Below are 17,486 nucleotides of genomic sequence, written 5' to 3'. Positions count from 1 at the left end.
TGTGAGCGGGCCCGTCCTCTTTTAATGGCGGCGAATGGGCTCGCGCAGATGAACAGGCGGCCTGAATGACCGACCAAGCCGCGAAATGGCCGACGAGCGCCAAATGGCCGGCGACGCCTCGCTTTTGCGACGATCGCGACATTTGCGAGATTGGCGACGTTCGCGACACCCCTGTAGCAAATTGCATCACCAAAGTAGCGGTAATCGATAGTTGCGTAGCAATTCGCGACAACGCAAATGAAGCATGCCGCATCCAATGCAATGAGGGGGCGAGCGCCTTCGTGAGCGAGCCATAAAATTCAGCGCCCCCGACCATGAGTAAACGCGCTACCGAGCTTCGATCCTGCATCGAAGGGGGGAGGCATTCGTCCCTCCCGCATCATCCATGATGTCCCTTGACCCGTACGGTTCGGTGTACAGACACGCGCTCTTTCCCGCATGGGAGGCGCTGATGGGGCGGCCTACGCTCGCGCGCATGCATTATCTCGAGCGGACGCAGTGGCTTCCGCGCGAAGATTTGAATCGCCGGCAGATGGCCTCGCTATCGCGACTCTTGTGGCACGCGCACGATAATGTTCCTTATTACCGGCGCACCTTTTCCGATGCGGGCGTTGCTCCGAGCGACATCCGCTGTCCCGACGACATACGGCGCTTGCCGCTTTTGACGCGCGCGGAGGTGCGAGAGTCCCTCGCCGAGCGCAAGAGCACCGCGCCCCCGTTCGCCACCATTCAAAAGACGACCAGCGGCAGCACCGGAACGCCCATCACCATCGCCTACGACGAGGAGAGTGAGCACTGGCGCCAGGGCGTCAAATGGCGAGGCTACGGCTGGGCGCATTTCCGCCCGGGCGATCGGGTCATGCACTACTGGGGGCCGCCGCAAATGAGGCCGCCGTTCCCCAAGTGGGCGAAGATTCAAGTCGACCGCATGATGCGCCGCGAGCGCTATGTCGACTGCGTCGCGCAAGACGAGGCCAACCTGGCGCGCACGGTGGAGACCATCCGCCGCTTCAAGCCCACGGTGATCATCGCCTACTCGCAGGCGGGCGGAAACCTCGCGCGCTATGTCAACGCCACGCAGTCGCGCGATTGGGACACCATCCCCGTCATTTGTACGGCCGAGCAGCTCTATCCGCACGACCGGGTCGAAATCGAAAATGCCTTCGGGCCCAGCGTCTACGACTCGTACGGCGGGCGCGAGACCATGCTGCTCGCCATGGAGTGCGACGCGCACGATGGCTTGCACATCAGCGTCGAGAACATCTTGCTCGAGGTGCTGGTCACCGAGGCCGACGGGCGAAAGCGGCCCGCCCAGCCGGGTGAGACGGGCGAGGTGGTGGTCACCGATCTGCACAACTTCGGCGCGCCGCTCATCCGCTACGCCAACGGCGATCTCGCCAAGGTCATGCCCGACGAGCAATGCAAATGCGGCCGCGTGCTCCCCCGGCTCAAGTCGGTGGAGGGGCGCAAGGCCGACACCTTGATCGACGGCTTCGGCGGGCAAGTGCACGGCATGCTCTTCCCGGTGCTCATGCTGCCGCTGGCGCGCGCCGTCCGGCAGTATCAAGCCGTACAGCACAAGGATCGCTCCATCACCTTGCGCATCGTACCGTCGCCCAACTTCGACGATGGCTCGCGGCGCTTCATCATGGAGAGCCTGCGCCGCACCGTGCGCGGCGTGCCCATCGCGCTCCACCTGGTCGACGAAATCCCGGCATCGGCCTCTGGCAAACGCCGCCCGGTCATCGTCGAGACATGACGTTCGGTCCGAGCGAAATGTAGAACGTGGGCGGCGCGGATCAGAACGCGTTGATCAGCAGCATCGTCCCGAACGAAATGGCCGCGCTCAGCGGCAAGGTGAGCACCCACGCGATCACGATGTTCCCCGCCACGCCCCAGCGCACCGCGCTCACGCGGCGGCTGGCGCCCACGCCCATGATGCACGCGTTGATGCAGTGGGTGGTGGAGACGGGCACACCCAGGTGGCTCGCGGTGAGGATGGTGAGCGCGCCGCTGGTCTCCGCCGCGAAGCCTTGAAGGGGCGAAATGCGGATGATCTTCGTCCCCATCGTCTTGATGATCTTCTTGCCGCCCGCCATCGTGCCGAGCGCAATGGCGGCCGCGCACACGACGATGACCCAATACGGGACCTCGTTCGCGTGATGCGGCAGCGCCCACGGCGGCACCCCGGGATGCGAGCCGGTCGCCATGAACGAGAGCAGCGCCAAGGTGATGATCCCCATCGACTTTTGCGCGTCGTTCGAGCCGTGCGAGAGCGCCATCAAGCAGGCCGACACGAGCTGCAGCCGGCGCGAGCTTTTGTGCACGAAATCCGGCCGCATGCGCCGGACCAGCCAGAGGAGCCCGATCATCACGAAGAAGGCGATGAGAAAGCCCAGGGTGGGGGAGACCACCAGCGGGATCATCACCTTCTCCACCAGCGCCAGCCACCGAAACGCGCCCAGCCCGGCGTGGGCGGTCACCGCGCCCGCCAGACCCCCGACCAAGGCGTGGGACGAGCTCGAAGGGATCCCGTACCACCAGGTGATCAAGTTCCAGACGATGGCGCCCACGAGGGCGGCGAGCACCACGGTCTGGGACACGATCTGGGGATCGGCGAAGCCGGAGGCGATGGTCTTCGCCACCGCCGTGCCGGTGACGGCGCCGATGAAGTTGAAGATGCCCGCGATGAACACGGCCGTGCGGATCGGGAGCACCCCGGTCGAGACCACGGTGGCGATGGCGTTGGCGGCGTCGTGAAAGCCGTTGATGAAGTCGAACACCACGGCCGTGATGACGACGGCGATGAGGAGGCTGAGCATCCGAATCAGCTCTGTTTGACCGCGAGGTTCGTCAAGGTTTCCGATACGTACTCGCAATAGTCGACCCCTTTTTCGAGGTCCTCGAGCACGGTCATTTCACGAAGCAGCTTCTTCGCGTCGACATTGTCGTCGTGAAAGAGCTGGCTGATGGCCTCGCGGTAGATCGCATCGGCCTCCTTCTCGATGGCGCGCAATGTACGGCACTCCTCGAGCAGCTCTTTGTATTGGTGTTTTCGCAGCATGGGCACCGCCCGCGTCAGCACCCTCGTACACTCGGTCAGCTTGTCGATGAGGCCGATCATCGGCTCGGTCGGGCGCGGTACGCCGAACAGATCGCATGTGCGGGCGGCCGCGTTGGCCATGTCGGTCACCGTGTCGAGCTGCGAGGACAAGCGCTGCAGATCTTCGCGGTCGATGGGGGTGACGAAGGTCTTGGCGAGCGCCTCTTCCATTTCGTGCACGATCTTGTCGCCCGTGTGCTCGAAGTCCTGCACGCTCGCGCGCACGCTGGCGACCGTCGAGTCGGGCTTGTGGAACTCGGCGAGGGCCATTGCGGCCTCGTGGGCCACCGCGGCCTGGCGTTCGAGAAAATCGTAAAAATGATCCTCACGGGGGAGGAGCCATCGAACTAGCGACTGGAGGCTCATGGCGCGTGAGTCGACCCGGAACGGTGCCTTCGAGTCAAGTGAGAAGCTTCTGCCGGAAGGCTTTGGCAGAGCGGATGGCTCGGTCGGCGTCCGGGGCTTGCGTGACGAAATGCCCCATTTTTCGCCGGGCTTGCGCATTGCGCTTGCCGTACAGGACCACGTCGATCACCTCGGGAAACTCGCGTAAGCACGATAGGTCGAGATCGACGCGACCTTGCGCCAGCCAAATATCGCCGAGCAGATTTCCCATACAAAACACGCCAGGGCCTACCAGCTCCGGAGAGTTCACCGGCACGCCCAAGAGAATGCGTGCAAGTACATCGTACTGGCTCGCAGTGCAAGCATTGCGCGTCACGTGTCCCGAGTTGTGCGGGCGCGGCGCAAACTCATTGACATAGACGTGATATCCAAATGCCGCCACGCTCCGCGAGGCCACGCGGCCCGGCCGGGTGGGCACCTCTGGACCTTGGGTCCGGGACAGGAAAAATTCCGTGGTGAGCAGGCCGTGCACGTCGAGGGCGCGCGCGGCCTCCAGCGCGATCGCCTGGAGCCGCTCCGCGAGCTCGGGCGGGATGCGCGCGGGGACGATCGTCAGATCGAGAATGTGCTCCGCGTGAACATTTTCGAAGACGGGAAAGACCACCTCCTCGCCGCGCGGCGAGCGGCCGACGATCACGCTGGCCTCGAGCGCCAGATCGATGGCCTCCTCCAGCAGGTACGTGCCATCGGGCGCCAAGCTCTCCACGATGGGGCCGAGCTCCTCGGCGCTGGCCACGAAGGCTTGTCCCTTGCCGTCGTAACCCCCGCGCACCGTCTTGATGATGAAGGGATATCCAAACGACGCGGCGCTGCGCAAAAGCTCGTCGCGCCCGGTCACCGCGGTGAAGGCCACGTGCGGCAGGTGCGCGTGCTCGAGGAAGGTCTTCTCGCGAATGCGGTCCTGCGCCACCTCGAGCACGTGCACATTGGGCCAGAGCGGCGTGGGCGACCGGAGGGACTTCAAGGCGGTCGTGTCGATGTGCTCCATCTCGTAGGTGACGGCGTCGCACGAGGAGAAGAAGCGCTCGAGCGCCGGCGCGTCCGTCCAGGGGGCGTTGACCACCTCACGAAAGCGGGCGCACGCGGGCGCGGCCGCGTCGGGCTCGTAGATGCAGGCTTCGGCGCCGAGATCGTGGATGGCACCCGCGAGCATGGTGCCGAGCTGACCCCCTCCGAGAACTCCGATTCGTTTCATGGCTGTATTTTCGCGTGGCCATCCAGGGCGCGCGCTTCATTTTCCTGTCGGTAGCGTTCGAGCCCATCGCGGACCCGGGGATCGTCGAGCGCCAAAATGCGCATGGCAAAGGCGGCGGCGTTGGTGGCGCCGCCCGCGCCGATGGCAAAGGTGGCGGTGGGGATGCCCGGTGGCATCTGCACGATGGACAAAAGGCTATCCAATCCGCTGAGCGCCTTGGACTGCACCGGAACCCCCAGCACCGGCAGGGGGGTGAGCGCCGAGACCATGCCCGGAAGGTGCGCGGCGCCGCCGGCTCCGGCGATGATGATCTTGAGCCCGCGTCCTTGTGCCGCCTTGGCATAGTCGACCATGCGCTCGGGAGTGCGGTGCGCGCTCACCACGGCGACCTCGTACGGGATCGCATGGGCCTTCAGCAACTCGGCGGCCGACTTCATGGTCTCCCAATCCGAGTCGCTCCCCATGATGATGCCGACCAGCGGTTTTTCCATAGCGCCGAGACTAGTAAATCAATTCACCATGTTTGCCTAGCCGGCCGGGAAGTCACCTCGATTGCCGGGCCGATGGGATGGGGCGCCGGGGCGGCCGGCATCCCGGATGGCGCCCAGGGCCTTCGCGTTCTGAACGGCGAAGAGCGCGAGGAAGACGATGGGGAAGATGTTGCCCAAGCCGCCTCGAACGAACATGTAGAGCGCGATGGCGGCCGCAACCACGATGGAAATGACGTGCGCGGCGCGGCGTCCGCCGCCATCGGTGAAGGCGGCCAGGGTGTGCGCCATCACATTGCCGCCGTCCAGCGGGAGGATGGGGAGCAAGTTGAAGATGCTCCACACCAGGTTGATCCAGAGCATGTTGTTCACGAACCGGTCGACCACGGGCGACATGCCGTCCCCATCGGCCAAGGAGAGCGCGGTGAAGTAGAGGACACCGGCCAGGGCGAGACCGGCCAACGGCCCCGCGAGGCTGACTAGGATTCGTGGTCCCGAGGACAGTTCGTTGCCACCTTGCCACGACGTCCCTCCGCCAAACGCATAAAGCTCAATCTGAGGAGCGAGGTCGAAGACCTTTCCCATCAGCGCGTGCCCGAGCTCATGCAAGAGCACCGAGACGAAGACACCGGCCACCCAGAGCGCGAGATCCGCCGGCTTTGGATTGCCGGACACGCCGAGCATGGCGGCCGTGATCCAGAACGACAGATGAACCCGGATGGGGATCGAACCGAGCGCGAACGTGAGCATGAGTGGAACCTCTTACCAGGCCCGACGTCAGCATGGTAACGACGCAGACCTACCCTATACCCTAAGTACTTGACCACGCTGCGGCAAAGCCGGAGCCGTGTTTGTCAGGGCGTTCATTTCTGCTCGCCGGAGGCCTGCTTGAAGATCACGATTCGGGAACACAAGCCGGGGGAAAACATTCGGCCCTTCATCCAAGCTGGACACGAGGTGTTCCGGGATGATCCGCACTGGATTGCCCCGCTTCACTTCGAGCTTCGTGAGCGGCTGCACCCCAAGAAGAACCCCTTCTTCCGCCGCGCGGAGGTGACGCTCTTTACCGCCTGGCGCGGTTCGCAGCTGGTGGGGCGGTGTTCGGCTCAGATTGATCGCGAGCACCTGCGTGTGTGGAAGGACGACACGGGTTTCTTTGGCTTCTTCGACACCCTGAACGACGACGAGGCCGCCATCGCGCTGATCGACGCGGCCACCAATTGGCTCCGCCGTCGCGGGATGAAGCGCATGCGCGGTCCGTTCTCGCTCTATGTCAACGAAGAGGTGGGCGTCCTCATCGAGGGGTTCGACTCGCCGCCGGTGCTCATGATGAGCCACTCGCGCCGGTGGCAATCGCGCCTCTGTGAGGTGGCGGGGCTCGAAAAAGAGAAGGACCTCATCGCCTGGAAATACACGGCCGGCGAGTTCCCCGCGCGCGTCTTGCGCGCCTGGGAGCAGGTGAAGGCCATGCCCGAGGTGCGTCTTCGCTCGGTCGACACGCGCCGGATGGAGGAGGAGATCAAGAACGTCCAGGAGATCTACAACGACGCCTGGTCGGGGAAGTGGGGCGTGGTGCCCGCGCTGCCCGACGAGGTGGCGAAGGTGGCCAAGGATCTCAAATTGATCATCGACGAAGATCTGGCCTTCATGGCCGAGATCGACGGTCGCGCGGCCGGCATGTGCATCATGCTGCCGAACTTGAACGAGGCCATCGCCGATTTGAACGGCAAGCTGCTGCCGCTCGGGTTCGCGAAGCTCCTCTGGCGCTTGAAGGTGAAGCACCCGGTCTCGACCCGGCTGATGATGCTGGGCATCCGGAGCGAATACCGTCACGTGAAGAAGTACGGAGGGCTCTCCGCCGCCATGTACGTCGAGGTCGCGAAGCGCGGCATCGCCAAGGGCTACAAATGGGGCGAGCTCTCGTGGACCCGCGAAGACGACGGTCCGATCAACGTGGGTATCAAGGCGATGGGGGCGACGCCTTACAAGAAGTATCGCGTGTATCAAAAGACGATTTCATGAGCCGTAGCTTGCCGTCGTTCGAGTCCTCGTGGGGAGACGCCCTCCCGCACGAGGATGATGGCCTTATCGGGAGATCGTTCCATGCGAGCGGGCGGCGATGGCAAATCGTCGATGCCGCAGGGCGTGCAGGCGCCTCGAACGACTAATCGTTCGTCGGGGGGGTGCTGCGGCCGGTGGCCAGGGTCATGTGGTAGCTGTCCGGTACGCGGTCGCCGAGCGGTTCGCGGGAGAGGAGCCAGGGCGAGGGGATCGGCGGGGCGCCCGACGCGACGATCGAACCGACGATGGCGCAGTTGGTGGCGCGATCGCCCAGGGCGCTGACGGTGGACCAGAGGGCCTCGGCGTAGTCGTCGAGGTGGCGCGCGGCGCAGAAGAGGGCGAAGGGGACCGTGTCGGCGGCCAGCTTTCGGGAGCCGTTGCCCAGCTTGCGCGCCGCAAAGTCGATGGAGGCGTTGGGGGGGAGCTTCGCGGCCTCCGCGATGGCCCGCGCCGTTTCGCCGTCGGGGACGTGGCTGGAGACGGTGTCGAACAAGGCCGCGCGGCTCGGTGCTTTGCGCATGCGCCACGCGGCGGCGGCGGCCACGGCGACCGCGATGGCGCCGGCTTGGCCCTCCGGGTGCGCGTGGGTGATCTGCGCGGAAGCGCGCGCTTCGCGGACCACCGCCTCGAGATCGTCGGCGAAGTAGGCGCCGATGGGGCCCACGCGGGCGGCGGCGCCGTTGCTCATGGAGCCCATGCCGCCTTCGAGCTCGCGCGGGGCGGCGTGCCAGGGCATGCCCTCGCTGATGGCGCGCAAGGTGGCGTGCACCGTTTTGTCGTAGCCGCGTGCGGGATCCGCCTGATACCGGTCGGCGAAGGCGTCGGCCAGGGCGCTGGGGTCGATGCGGCCGTAGCGGTCGAGCACCTGCACGATGGCGAAGCCGAGCTCCGTGTCGTCGGTCGTGTCCCAGGTGGGGCGGGGGACCGCGCGCACGAGGATGCGCGAGCGCGCGAGATCGGGGTCGATGGCGAACTTCTCGCCGAATGCGTCGCCCACGGAGAGGCCATCGAGCGACGTCGTCGCGCGCTTCATGCGCGCGGCATGATCGGACGGTAGCTCGCTGCGGGTTCGCGCCATGAACGGAGCTTACAACATGTGAATGCTCATTCGAGCAAGCTAACAGCGAGGGCCGGCGTTCGATCTTTGCGGCGCCAGAGGACGGCATCCATCGCGTAGTGCGTGATCTGCGGCAGCGCGAGGAGCGGCACCACCAAGGCGCGCGCCATCGCGCCGAGCGGCGGCTCGTCCTCCGTTCCTCCGAAAAGCCAGGGGCGATCGTGCCAGACCAAACGGTCCCAGAGCATCTCCTCGGTGAAAGCGAACGCGAGGAGCGTCGCCAAGAACGCCGCGAGGCCCGTCCCCACGATACGCGATCCCAGCGCGCCTGGGCGCTCGTTGCGACGTGCTTCCGCATAACGCCAGAGGAGCACCATGTACGGTACCCCATGGATGATGACGTTGGTGGCCGTGAAGTCCAAGTCGCTGTCGGTGGTACAGATCCCGACCCACCAGCACGCAGCGGTTGTGGTTACGACGACGAGCTTACCGAGCGCGATCTCGGATCGTGCGAGGAGCTTCCAACCGGTGCGAAGCACGAAGGCGCCGAGGAGCGCGAGGTACGCGGCCTCGATGGCCGGAAGAAAACCGCGCAGCCATGCGGCGGGGGCGAAGTCGTTCGGCACGAACCAGTTGAAGGAGCGTGGGAGGTTGGCGTGCCAGACGAGGAGGGGCACCAAGGTGGCGGCGTAGATGACGGCGAAGTCGAGCCCTTCGTCCCAGCTCCGGTCTCGTGTGTCTCGTGTGCTTCGTGCGCCTCGCGCGTCCGATTGCCCGAGGCGCGCGCGGTGGTGGTAGATGCGCACCCAGCCCGCTTGTTGGCGCACGAAGTGAAAGACGGCGAGGTAGGCGAGCGCGCGCCAGAACGCGAGCGGCGAGTAGCCGTGGAGCGCCGCGAAGACGAGGTAGCCGGCGATGGGGAGCCCGACATAGAGCGCCTTGCGGCGCGCCAGCTCTTCGCGGTCGAAATACGTTCGAAACAAGGTCGCCCAGACGTGGGCCACGTCGATGGCCAGCACGAACGCCAGGTACGACCACTCGGGGAGCTCGGTGCGCGCGAGCCCCATGGCGTGGATCAGCGCGACGACCAGGAGCGCGAGCGCCGCGCTTCCTCCGAACGCCAGGAGGTCGAGGCGCGGGCTCCAGATCCAAGGCGTCACCCGGAGCACGGCGCTACCCGCTTCGCTCGAGCAAGCTCGCGAAGGTGCGGCCGCTGCTCTTTGCGATGTCCTCCGCCGCGTGAATGCCCCAGTACTGCGCCTCCTCGAAGAGGCCGATGCCGGAGAGATCCGAGTGCGCGAACCGAATGCGGCCCAAGGGCTCGGCGCGGCGCGCGCGGGCGTCCGTCCACACGTGCCCCACGCGCGGGCGGGCCATGGCGTGCCCCCAGCGAAAGACGTCGATGCGCTCCACGTAGCTCGCGAGATCGCGGTGGGCGCGCGACAGATCCGAGACGATGACGTCGCAGGCGGCGGCGTGGTCGAGCGCGAGCAAGCGCGCACGGTCGGCGCGGGGATCGGCGGAGGTGAAGGGGTAGTAGTACGTCCACACGGTGGGGCCGTGATCGCGGAGCTTCTGGTGCGTGGCCACCACATAGCCGAGCGACGGCGAGTCGTAGAGGACGTTGTCCCACGCCATGGGGAAGCCGCGGGACGCGGGGCGGCCTTTGAGGTGAAGGTTGGCGACCATCCAGGCGCCGTAGTCGAGGTTCGCGAGGTGCTCGGGCGGGCGCTCGCGCCAGGGGCGGATCACGTGGGCGGCCGTGAACTTGGGCGCCGCGAAGATCACGTGGTCGGCGCTCCACCCGCGAAGCTCGCCGGAGGCCGTATCGAGCACGCTCAGATCGACGCCGTCGTCGACGGGCGCGCCGGATGCGTCGGGTTTCCCGGGCGCGCCGGGCGTGCCGGACGCGCCGGGCCCCCTGCGCGGCGCGATGTCGGCCACCAGCTGCCCCACGCGCACGCGGTCGCCGGCCACGGCGGCCAGGTGCTCGACCAGCCGGCCATTGCCGTGCGGCCACGAGAGGAGCGGCGCGGCCGCGTCGCCTTTTCCTTGCGTGCGCGCGGCATAATAGAAGAGGCCCGCCCAGGCGCTCGTCTCGGAGGCGAGCAGGCCGTAGTCGTCGCGGCAGGCGTAGTCGACCCACCAGCGCAAGCGCCGGCTCGTAAACCCGCGCGCCGCGAGCCACTCGGCCATGGAGGTGCGGTCGAGCGCCGTCAGATCGGCGTCCGTGCTCCCGTGCGCCATGGGCAACGCGAACGCGCGGCGCCCCGAGCCATCGCGCAGATCGGCGAAGCGGTCGATCTCGGCTTGGAAGCGGTGAAACTGCTCCAGATCGTCGGCGCTCGCGCCCGCCCGAAGGTAGAGGCCCTCGTACCAGCGATCGAGGTAGAAGACGCGCTCCTCGGGGGCGCGCACCAGCTGCTCTTCGGCGGCGATGGGCGCGCCGCGCGCGTCGATGCCGGTGATGGCGCCCAGCTCGCGCAGGAGCTCGACCATGGCGCGGTTCTCGGCCGAGGGCATCGGCACGTAGTGCGCTCCCCATGGATACGGCACGATGGCGTCGTCGCCGTATTGCGATGTGCCGCCGGGGCGCCCCTCCAGATCGAACACCACGAAGTCCTTGATCCCCAGCCGCTCCAGCCGCCAGGCCGCCGAGAGCCCGCTGGGCCCCGCGCCCACGATGGCCACGTGCACGTGGGTGCGCTTTTGGTGCGCGGGGATCGCGGCCCGCGCCGCCTCGCGCAGCTTGTGCCCCACGTCCATGGAGGGGCCGCGGAGGGATCCTGCGAAGGGCGGAAGGCTCTTGCGGCGGCACGCGGCGGCGGCGATGGGCGCGGAGAGCAGCGCTTCCAGCATTTGCCTTCGCGAGACGAGCGGGGCGCGCGCGGCGGACGGGAAGAGCTTTCGCCTCAGTTCCATCGGCGCCACTCGTGTTCGTAGTACGAAACGAGGATCTGATTGTTCAATCGATTGACCTCGACGTTCTTCTCCTCGGCCATGTCCGGGTTCAAGACGAACAGCGCCTTCATCGACGCCTCATCGAGAAAACGGAGGCCTTCGAGCCGGGGTCTTTGCGGCGCATCGAAGGCCTCGCGCTTGGCCAGGACGAACCCCCACTCGCCAAAGGAGGGCACGGCCGCGTGGTACGGCTTGGCGGAGAAGCCCGCGGCCTCGATGGTCTTGGCGATGCACCAAAACGAGATGCGCGCAAAAAGCGGCGAGGTCGCCTGCACCACCAGCGCACCGCCCGGCGCGAGGCGGCGCTGCACCAAGTGGTAAAACCGGGTCGTGTACAGCTTGCCGAGCGCAAAATTGTTCGGATCGGGGAAGTCCACGACGATGACGTCGAAGCGCTTGTCGGCCGCGCCCTCCGAGAGCCACACCATCGCGTCCTCGTGCACGATGTTCATCTTGGGGTCGACCAGGCTTCCGCCATTGAGCTCGCGCACCAAGCGCACGGTGCTGGCCATCTCGGTCATCGCCGGATCGATGTCGACCAGGGTGATGTCCTCCACCTCCGGGTAGCGCAAGATCTCGCGCGCCGCGAGGCCGTCGCCGCCGCCGGCGATGAGCACATGGGCGCGGCGATCGGCCACGGCAAAGGCGGGGTGCACGAGGGCCTCGTGGTAGCGGTACTCGTCGGCCGACGCAAACTGCAGGTTGCCGTTGAGAAAGAGCTGGAACGAGTGCTGCGATCGGGTCATCACGATGCGCTGGTAGGCGGTCTGTTTGGCGAAGATCACCTCGTCGGCATAAATCTGATCCTCGGCGGCGGTGGTGATCCGCTCCGCCTGGGTGAACGCGCCCAGCAAAAGGGCGGCCACGATGAACCCGCGCACGCGCGCCCCGCGCATCTCCGCGCTCTTGCCGACGAACCACGTGGAGGCGATGCCCACCACGGCGTTGAGCAGCCCAAAGGCGAGGGAGGTGCGGACCAGGCCCAGGCGGGGCACCAACAACAGCGAAAAGAGGAGCGAGCCGACCAGCGCGCCCAGGTAATCGAAGGCGAGGGCGCGCGCGATGAGCTCCTTGATGACCACTCGTTCGCGGAGAATGCGGATGAGCAGCGGGAGCTCGAGCCCCACCAAGGTGCCCACCACCGTCACCGTGGCATAGAGCACCACCGGAAACGCTTTGGTGTGCGCATACGCCAAGAACAACACGGGCGCAGAGGCTCCGCCGGCGAGCGCGGTCGAGAACTCCACTTCGACGAACGCGCGCGCCAGCCGCGTATCGATGAAGCGCGACAGGTAGGAGCCCAGGCCGAGGGCCGAGAGGTACACCCCGATCACGATGGAAAATTGCGTGATCGAGTCGCCCAGCACATACGACGCCACCGCCCCGGCCACCAGCTCATAGACGATGCCCGCGGTGGCGATGACCAGCACCGTGGCGAACAAAAGCCACGGCTTGGGCGCGCCGTCTCCCTCGTCTCGCTCGTCTCGCTCGTCGCCGGAGGAAACGTCGGGGTGGGCGGCCTCCCCGCCGGAGGAAGTGTTCGGCAGCGCAGACTCTCCCTTGGGGGAAACGTTTGGCAGCGCAGGCTCCCCCTCGGGAGAAACGTCGGGGAGCGCGGGCTCCCCCTCCCCCTCGGCGGGAGGATTGGGGCGGGGGAGACTCATCGCGCCTATCCGTGGATCGCCGCGGCGATGATGATCGCGAGCCCGAGCATGACGGCGCCCATCAGAATGCCCACGGCGGTGTTCTGATCCTCCTCGAGCTCCTTGCGGATGGAGAAGGGCGCGAGCCACTGAATGGCCTTGAACGCGATGAGAAACATCACCAGCCCGATCCCGCTAAAGACGAGCGACATGACAGCCGACTGCACGATCGCCATCGCATTCATTTACTTTCCTCCACCCGATCCCGAATGCCAGAAACTCCACGTGCGGTAGCCCCCTGGCGATTGCCGCATGCTCGGTGCAACTTGCGATCGCGTATGGCTCGCGAAGTCGAGTCCACCGAAGATGACGACCCCGTAGCCAATGAGGAGCGCGCCTCCGAGCGCTTTCGTCAGATATCCCATACGGCCTTTTCCCTCCGGTGCCTCGAGTTTCGAGTTTGCTCCTGGTTGCTCAGGTGGTTCTCCGGCTGAAGAGCCATATGACGAACAGGACTCCGAACGACGCCCACATATAGCCGAACGGCCTCGCCCCGCTCACGAGCCGGAACTTGAGCGGGCCGCACATGACCCCCACCTTGTTGCTGTCCGGCTCCACCCGCAGCACGTATTGGCCATCGGGCAGCCGTGAGTACCAGATCGATTTCTCGTTGTCCGAGAAGTCGACCGAGTCCTCCCAGACCTCCCCCGAGTCCATGTGCACGAGCGCGATGTCGGCGGTGACCCAGGCGTCGTCCGCCACCATGCAGGCGGAGTGCACCTCGATCTCCATCTCCATGTTGTGCCCCCCCGGGATCACGAACGGCTCGGAGAACCAGGGCTCGGCCTTCGGCGCGTCCGCAAGGAAGTTCCCCTTTTTGACCACCACCGGCACGCTCTTCTCGAGGACGACCGTGTCCCGTGCCATCAGGCACCCCGCCATGGTCACCACGAACCAGAGCGCGAACAGCACGAGGAAGAACACGTTCGCTTTGCTGTTCGCGGCGCGCGCGCTCGTCTCTCTGGGCGCCGTAAAGGCGGACGGAAACGCGGCCCGCAGCTCGTGGCCGAGGATCACGCTGGAGTGCGAGAACTGAACCTCGTCCCTCGTCGACTCCTGGCTCACCTTCTGGCGGTGCGGCCCCTCGTACTCGGTCGCGGTGACCGTCTCGCCGAGCTCCACCTGCCAGTAGAACTCCCCCAGCACGCTGGTGACCACCGCTTGCACCGTCTGCAGGTGGCGGTAATTCTGCCCGCGAAGGGCTACGCTATCGGGCCCGCTGCGCTGCACCTCGCCCGCGTGGATCGGGACGATGTACTGCCAGTCGCCGTCCTCCTCGAGCAGAAAGACGAACGAGCTCGCGGCCGGCGGCGCGCCTGCGGGGGGAGGGGTCGACGCATAAAAGAGGTACTCCCGCCAGGAGTACGTCTCGCCGTCCACCACGGTCGCGCGCACCATGTACCCGAGCAGGGTCACCTCCTGCCCGCGGAGCGTCCCCTTGGTGCCGAGCGGAATGGCCGGTGGTTGCTCCGGCAACGGAAGCTCCCGGAGCGCCACCAGCGCGCCCTGACGGACGTCGCACAGCATGCCGCAATACCGGCAGGCGATGCGCTCCGCTTGGTCCGGTGCGACCAGCGGGAGGTTGCCGCCGCACTTGGGGCAAACCAAGGTGGTGACCTGGGCGCGCGGGGCCTCGGCCAGCGGCGCGGCCGAGGTGATCGCCAGGGCGCGCGGATCGATGGCGCGCCCGAAGTAGACGTGCGCCGGCCAGCCTTGCGCGTCGTAGTCGATGGTGGCGAAGGTGCCGCCCTGGCCCGCGAGATCGGCGTAGGCCTCGACTTGGCTCGGCACCATGGGGAAGGGGAGCTCGCCCTCGCCCGACACGAAGCGGCGCTGCCCGCGCTCCACCACGGCCAGCCCCGGCATGTTGGGGACGGGAAAGACGACGCCGGGGTTGGCCTCGGCAAAGCTCGGCGGCCGCATCGGCAGCGGCGGTCCTCCGTAGAGCGAGGTGAGGAGCCAACGCCCCTGGGCGTGCGCGAGCCAGGCCCACGCGCCGCCGTCCATCTCCAGGTAGATCTCCTCCCAGGGCGCGCCCGGCGCCTGGATCCGGTCGTATTGCACCCGGCCTGCCACGCGAAACGGGCGCCCTTCGAGGGTGCCGCGCGCCTCCAGGCCAAAGGGGGTCGCCATGGGGACCAGATCGGCCACCCGCCCCATGGAGCGAAAGTCGCGATCGGTGCGCACCACCACGAAGCGGCAGTGTTTGCAGATCTGGGCGGGCGCCGTGCCCGACGCGAACTCCACGGGGGCCCCGCACTGCGGGCAAGGGCCGCTGCGAACCAGACGAACTTGGAACGTCATGGGACCCCGCGCGGCGCTTCCACGACGTGCACGCGCGCAGCGCCGAAGGACGCGTGCAGCGCGGCCTCCCAGGCGTACGGCGGCCGTTCGCGGCAGCAGTAAAGGTTCACGGTGAGGGCGCCGTGTTCGGGGAAGGTGTGCAGCGCCAAGTGCGACTCGGTGAGGAGCACCAGCGCCGTGATGCCTCCTTCGCCGGGGAAGCGATGCACGCGCCGCGGCGGGAGCACGGTGAGCGCCAAGCCCTCGATCACGGCGTCGACGAAGCGGTCGACCGCGGTCGGATCGCGCAGTTTTTCAGGGTCGCATCCGCTTGCGTCGACAATCCATTCCGTTCCGAGCCGCATCAACCGCCGCGGATGCTACCAGGCGGCGGGCGCGAGCTCATCCCCCGAATGCGCACACCCCGCATCTTGGCTTCGAACCACGGGGTGGCGTGCCCGCAGCCCACGCAGATCAATCGATAGAGGCCCATGGCGCCGTCGACCGCGACCGCCATTTGATTCTCGTCGCGGGGGCACGTGATGGCTTTTCCCTCTTTGAAGGCGGACCATAGCAAGGTCACGTGCTCTTCATTCATCGCCTCGGTCGATTCTGCGGCTCGGACGCCGTTGCCCATATTACCCCTTTTTTACACTGGAATACGCCGCCCTGGCGTGCGAAATGGGAAAAGTAGATATGGCCGACAATTCGAGGTCGGGCACCGCCCACGGCGAGCCCCAAAAACGTCGCACCGTTCTCGTTGTTGGCGCAACTGGGCGTCTGGGGGTGGCCATCGCGGCGGCCCTGGTCAAAAGGCAGAGCCGTGTGGTCCTCACCGCCCGGGATCCGGACAAACTGGCGTCCATGGCCCACGAGCTTGGCGGGCCGGAGAATTCCGAGCCAGCCGTCGTCTGCGCCGATTTGACCCGGGAGGACGCCGCCTCGCTCATCGTGGCCGGTGTCCGCAACACAGTCGGCCGCATCGACGACATCGTCCTTGCCTGCGGCCCCTTTCCCCGCACCCCCTTCGAGACGCTGCGGCGGGAAGATTTGCACCACACCCTCACCGTGCACGCCGTCGCGCCCCTGCTCCTGGTGCACGCCCTCGCGGGCGATCTGGCGGCGGCGCAAGGCGCGGTGGTCGCGCTGGGGGACGTGGGAACGTCCCGGCCGTACACGAACCATGTGGCCTACATCACGGCCAAAGGGGCCCTCAAGGCGGGTCTTCGCGCCCTCTCCGCCGAGCTCGCGCCCGATGTCCGCATCAATATGTTGCAGCTCGGCATCGTGGCCGATCCCGAGGCCGACCTCGATCCGCTGCGAACGCACCGTCTGGCCGCCCGCTCCTCCCTCGGTCGCTTTGGCACACCCGAGGAGGTCGCCCACGTGGTCCTCGCCTTGCTAGATGCCACATGGACCACCGGCGAGACCTGGAACATCGGTCGGTGAACCGTCTCGTCGTGGTGGTGCCCTGCTACAACGAAGGCCAGCGTCTGGACGCGGGGGCCTTCGGGGAGCTCGCGGCCGTCGCCGGCGTGTCGCTCCTCTTCGTGAACGATGGCTCCCGCGACAACACAGAGGAGCGACTGCGCGCCATCGAGCGGAGCCACCCGTCCAAGGTGAGCGTTCTTTCCCTCACCGAAAACTGCGGCAAGGGCGAGGCCGTGCGGCGCGGGCTCTTTGCGGCGCTCGACGAGGGGCCCGATGCCGTTGGCTACTTGGATGCCGACTTATCGACCCCGACTTCGGAATTGTTGCGCATGTGGAATATCCTCCATGAAAGGGATTATTCCGTTCTACTGGGCACGCGGGTGGGGCTCCTCGGCACCAGCATCGAACGCCGCGCGGCGCGCCACTATTCCGGGCGCGTGTTTGCGACCTTTGCGTCGCTCACGTTGGGCCTGCGCATTTACGACACGCAATGCGGCGCGAAGCTCTTTGCGTCCACGCCGGCGTTGCGCGCAGCGCTCGCGGATCCGTTCGTGTCGCGCTGGGCTTTCGACGTGGAGCTAATCGGCCGGCTCCTGACGGGCAGCGACCGTGTTTTGCCGCTTCGGGAGGAGGATTTCCTCGAGGTGCCGCTTCGCATCTGGACCGACGTCCCCGGCTCGAAGCTGCACATCGGAAGCATGGTGAAGACCACCGCCGAGCTCCTGCTCATCGCGGCCGATTTGAGGCGCCGAGCGCAACGGATGAAGCGGCGGTAGCGCCCCGCTCCAATCGTCATTAT

Annotated in this window: 17 protein-coding genes; 4 read left to right on the top strand and 13 right to left on the bottom strand. The window is 66.7% G+C overall.

Annotated elements, in window-relative coordinates; translation table 11 throughout:
* Positions 1-451 precede the first annotated feature (451 nt).
* A complete protein-coding gene (locus LZC94_26465; protein ID WXB11402.1) occupies positions 452-1,759 on the top strand; it encodes a hypothetical protein in 1,308 nt (435 codons plus the stop codon).
* A 40-nt stretch (positions 1,760-1,799) separates the two neighbouring features.
* Here the strand turns inward: LZC94_26465 and LZC94_26460 are convergent, their stop codons facing one another.
* From LZC94_26460 to LZC94_26440, 5 genes are read right to left on the bottom strand one after another with little or no spacing between them, the layout of a single operon-like run.
* Entirely contained in the window at positions 1,800-2,822 is a 1,023-nt protein-coding gene (locus LZC94_26460; protein WXB11401.1) for an inorganic phosphate transporter, read from the bottom strand.
* 5 nt (positions 2,823-2,827) lie between these two features.
* The gene (locus tag LZC94_26455; GenBank protein ID WXB11400.1) at positions 2,828-3,469 is read right to left on the bottom strand and encodes a DUF47 family protein; all 642 of its coding nucleotides are present in this window, start codon (positions 3,467-3,469) and stop codon (positions 2,828-2,830) included.
* Positions 3,470-3,503: 34 nt separating this feature from the next.
* Entirely contained in the window at positions 3,504-4,703 is a 1,200-nt protein-coding gene (locus tag LZC94_26450; protein ID WXB11399.1) for an ATP-grasp domain-containing protein, read from the bottom strand.
* On the bottom strand, positions 4,700-5,194 hold the full coding sequence (gene purE / locus LZC94_26445; protein WXB11398.1) for a 5-(carboxyamino)imidazole ribonucleotide mutase: 495 nt from the start codon (positions 5,192-5,194) through the stop codon (positions 4,700-4,702). The genes LZC94_26450 and purE overlap by 4 nt, the downstream gene beginning before the upstream one ends.
* A gap of 36 nt (positions 5,195-5,230) precedes the next feature.
* A complete protein-coding gene (locus tag LZC94_26440; GenBank protein ID WXB11397.1) occupies positions 5,231-5,941 on the bottom strand; it encodes a site-2 protease family protein in 711 nt (236 codons plus the stop codon).
* A gap of 138 nt (positions 5,942-6,079) precedes the next feature.
* On the opposite strand from LZC94_26440, the gene LZC94_26435 reads away from it, so the two are divergent.
* Complete coding sequence (locus LZC94_26435) at positions 6,080-7,213, top strand: hypothetical protein (GenBank protein ID WXB11396.1); 1,134 nt, start codon at positions 6,080-6,082, stop codon at positions 7,211-7,213.
* 142 nt (positions 7,214-7,355) lie between these two features.
* On the opposite strand, the gene LZC94_26430 is transcribed toward LZC94_26435, so the two are convergent.
* The 8 genes from LZC94_26430 to LZC94_26395 form a co-directional block, all read right to left on the bottom strand.
* Entirely contained in the window at positions 7,356-8,330 is a 975-nt protein-coding gene (locus LZC94_26430; protein WXB11395.1) for an ADP-ribosylglycohydrolase family protein, read from the bottom strand.
* A 26-nt stretch (positions 8,331-8,356) separates the two neighbouring features.
* Positions 8,357-9,478, bottom strand: coding sequence for a hypothetical protein (locus LZC94_26425; protein ID WXB11394.1), 1,122 nt, complete (start codon positions 9,476-9,478; stop codon positions 8,357-8,359).
* Positions 9,479-9,482: 4 nt separating this feature from the next.
* A complete protein-coding gene (locus LZC94_26420; GenBank protein ID WXB11393.1) occupies positions 9,483-11,231 on the bottom strand; it encodes an NAD(P)/FAD-dependent oxidoreductase in 1,749 nt (582 codons plus the stop codon).
* On the bottom strand, positions 11,222-12,934 hold the full coding sequence (locus tag LZC94_26415; GenBank protein ID WXB11392.1) for a polyamine aminopropyltransferase: 1,713 nt from the start codon (positions 12,932-12,934) through the stop codon (positions 11,222-11,224). Before LZC94_26415 ends, LZC94_26420 begins: the two co-directional genes overlap by 10 nt.
* Positions 12,935-12,939: 5 nt before the next feature.
* Positions 12,940-13,158 (bottom strand): DUF350 domain-containing protein, encoded by a 219-nt coding sequence (locus LZC94_26410; GenBank protein ID WXB11391.1) that lies wholly within the window; start codon positions 13,156-13,158, stop codon positions 12,940-12,942.
* Positions 13,159-13,387: 229 nt separating this feature from the next.
* Positions 13,388-15,277: a DUF4178 domain-containing protein gene (locus tag LZC94_26405; GenBank protein WXB11390.1), complete on the bottom strand. Its 1,890-nt coding sequence runs from the start codon at positions 15,275-15,277 to the stop codon at positions 13,388-13,390.
* The gene (locus tag LZC94_26400) at positions 15,274-15,621 is read right to left on the bottom strand and encodes an S-adenosylmethionine decarboxylase (protein ID WXB11389.1); all 348 of its coding nucleotides are present in this window, start codon (positions 15,619-15,621) and stop codon (positions 15,274-15,276) included. The genes LZC94_26405 and LZC94_26400 overlap by 4 nt, the downstream gene beginning before the upstream one ends.
* Positions 15,621-15,854, bottom strand: a complete 234-nt coding sequence (locus LZC94_26395) for a hypothetical protein (GenBank protein WXB11388.1) — start codon at positions 15,852-15,854, stop codon at positions 15,621-15,623. Before LZC94_26395 ends, LZC94_26400 begins: the two co-directional genes overlap by 1 nt.
* Positions 15,855-15,937: 83 nt before the next feature.
* Here LZC94_26395 and LZC94_26390 point away from each other — a divergent pair, with 83 nt between their 5' ends.
* Complete coding sequence (locus LZC94_26390; GenBank protein ID WXB11387.1) at positions 15,938-16,705, top strand: SDR family oxidoreductase; 768 nt, start codon at positions 15,938-15,940, stop codon at positions 16,703-16,705.
* A complete protein-coding gene (locus tag LZC94_26385) occupies positions 16,702-17,463 on the top strand; it encodes a glycosyltransferase (GenBank protein ID WXB11386.1) in 762 nt (253 codons plus the stop codon). Before LZC94_26390 ends, LZC94_26385 begins: the two co-directional genes overlap by 4 nt.
* The last annotated feature ends 23 nt before the right edge of the window (positions 17,464-17,486 follow it).

The sequence above is a fragment of the Sorangiineae bacterium MSr11954 genome (assembly GCA_037157815.1).
Lineage (GTDB): Bacteria > Myxococcota_A > Polyangia > Polyangiales > Polyangiaceae > Pendulispora > Pendulispora albinea.
The sequence above is the reverse complement of the archived record's forward strand: the minus strand, read 5'-3'. Positions and strand labels throughout refer to the sequence as shown.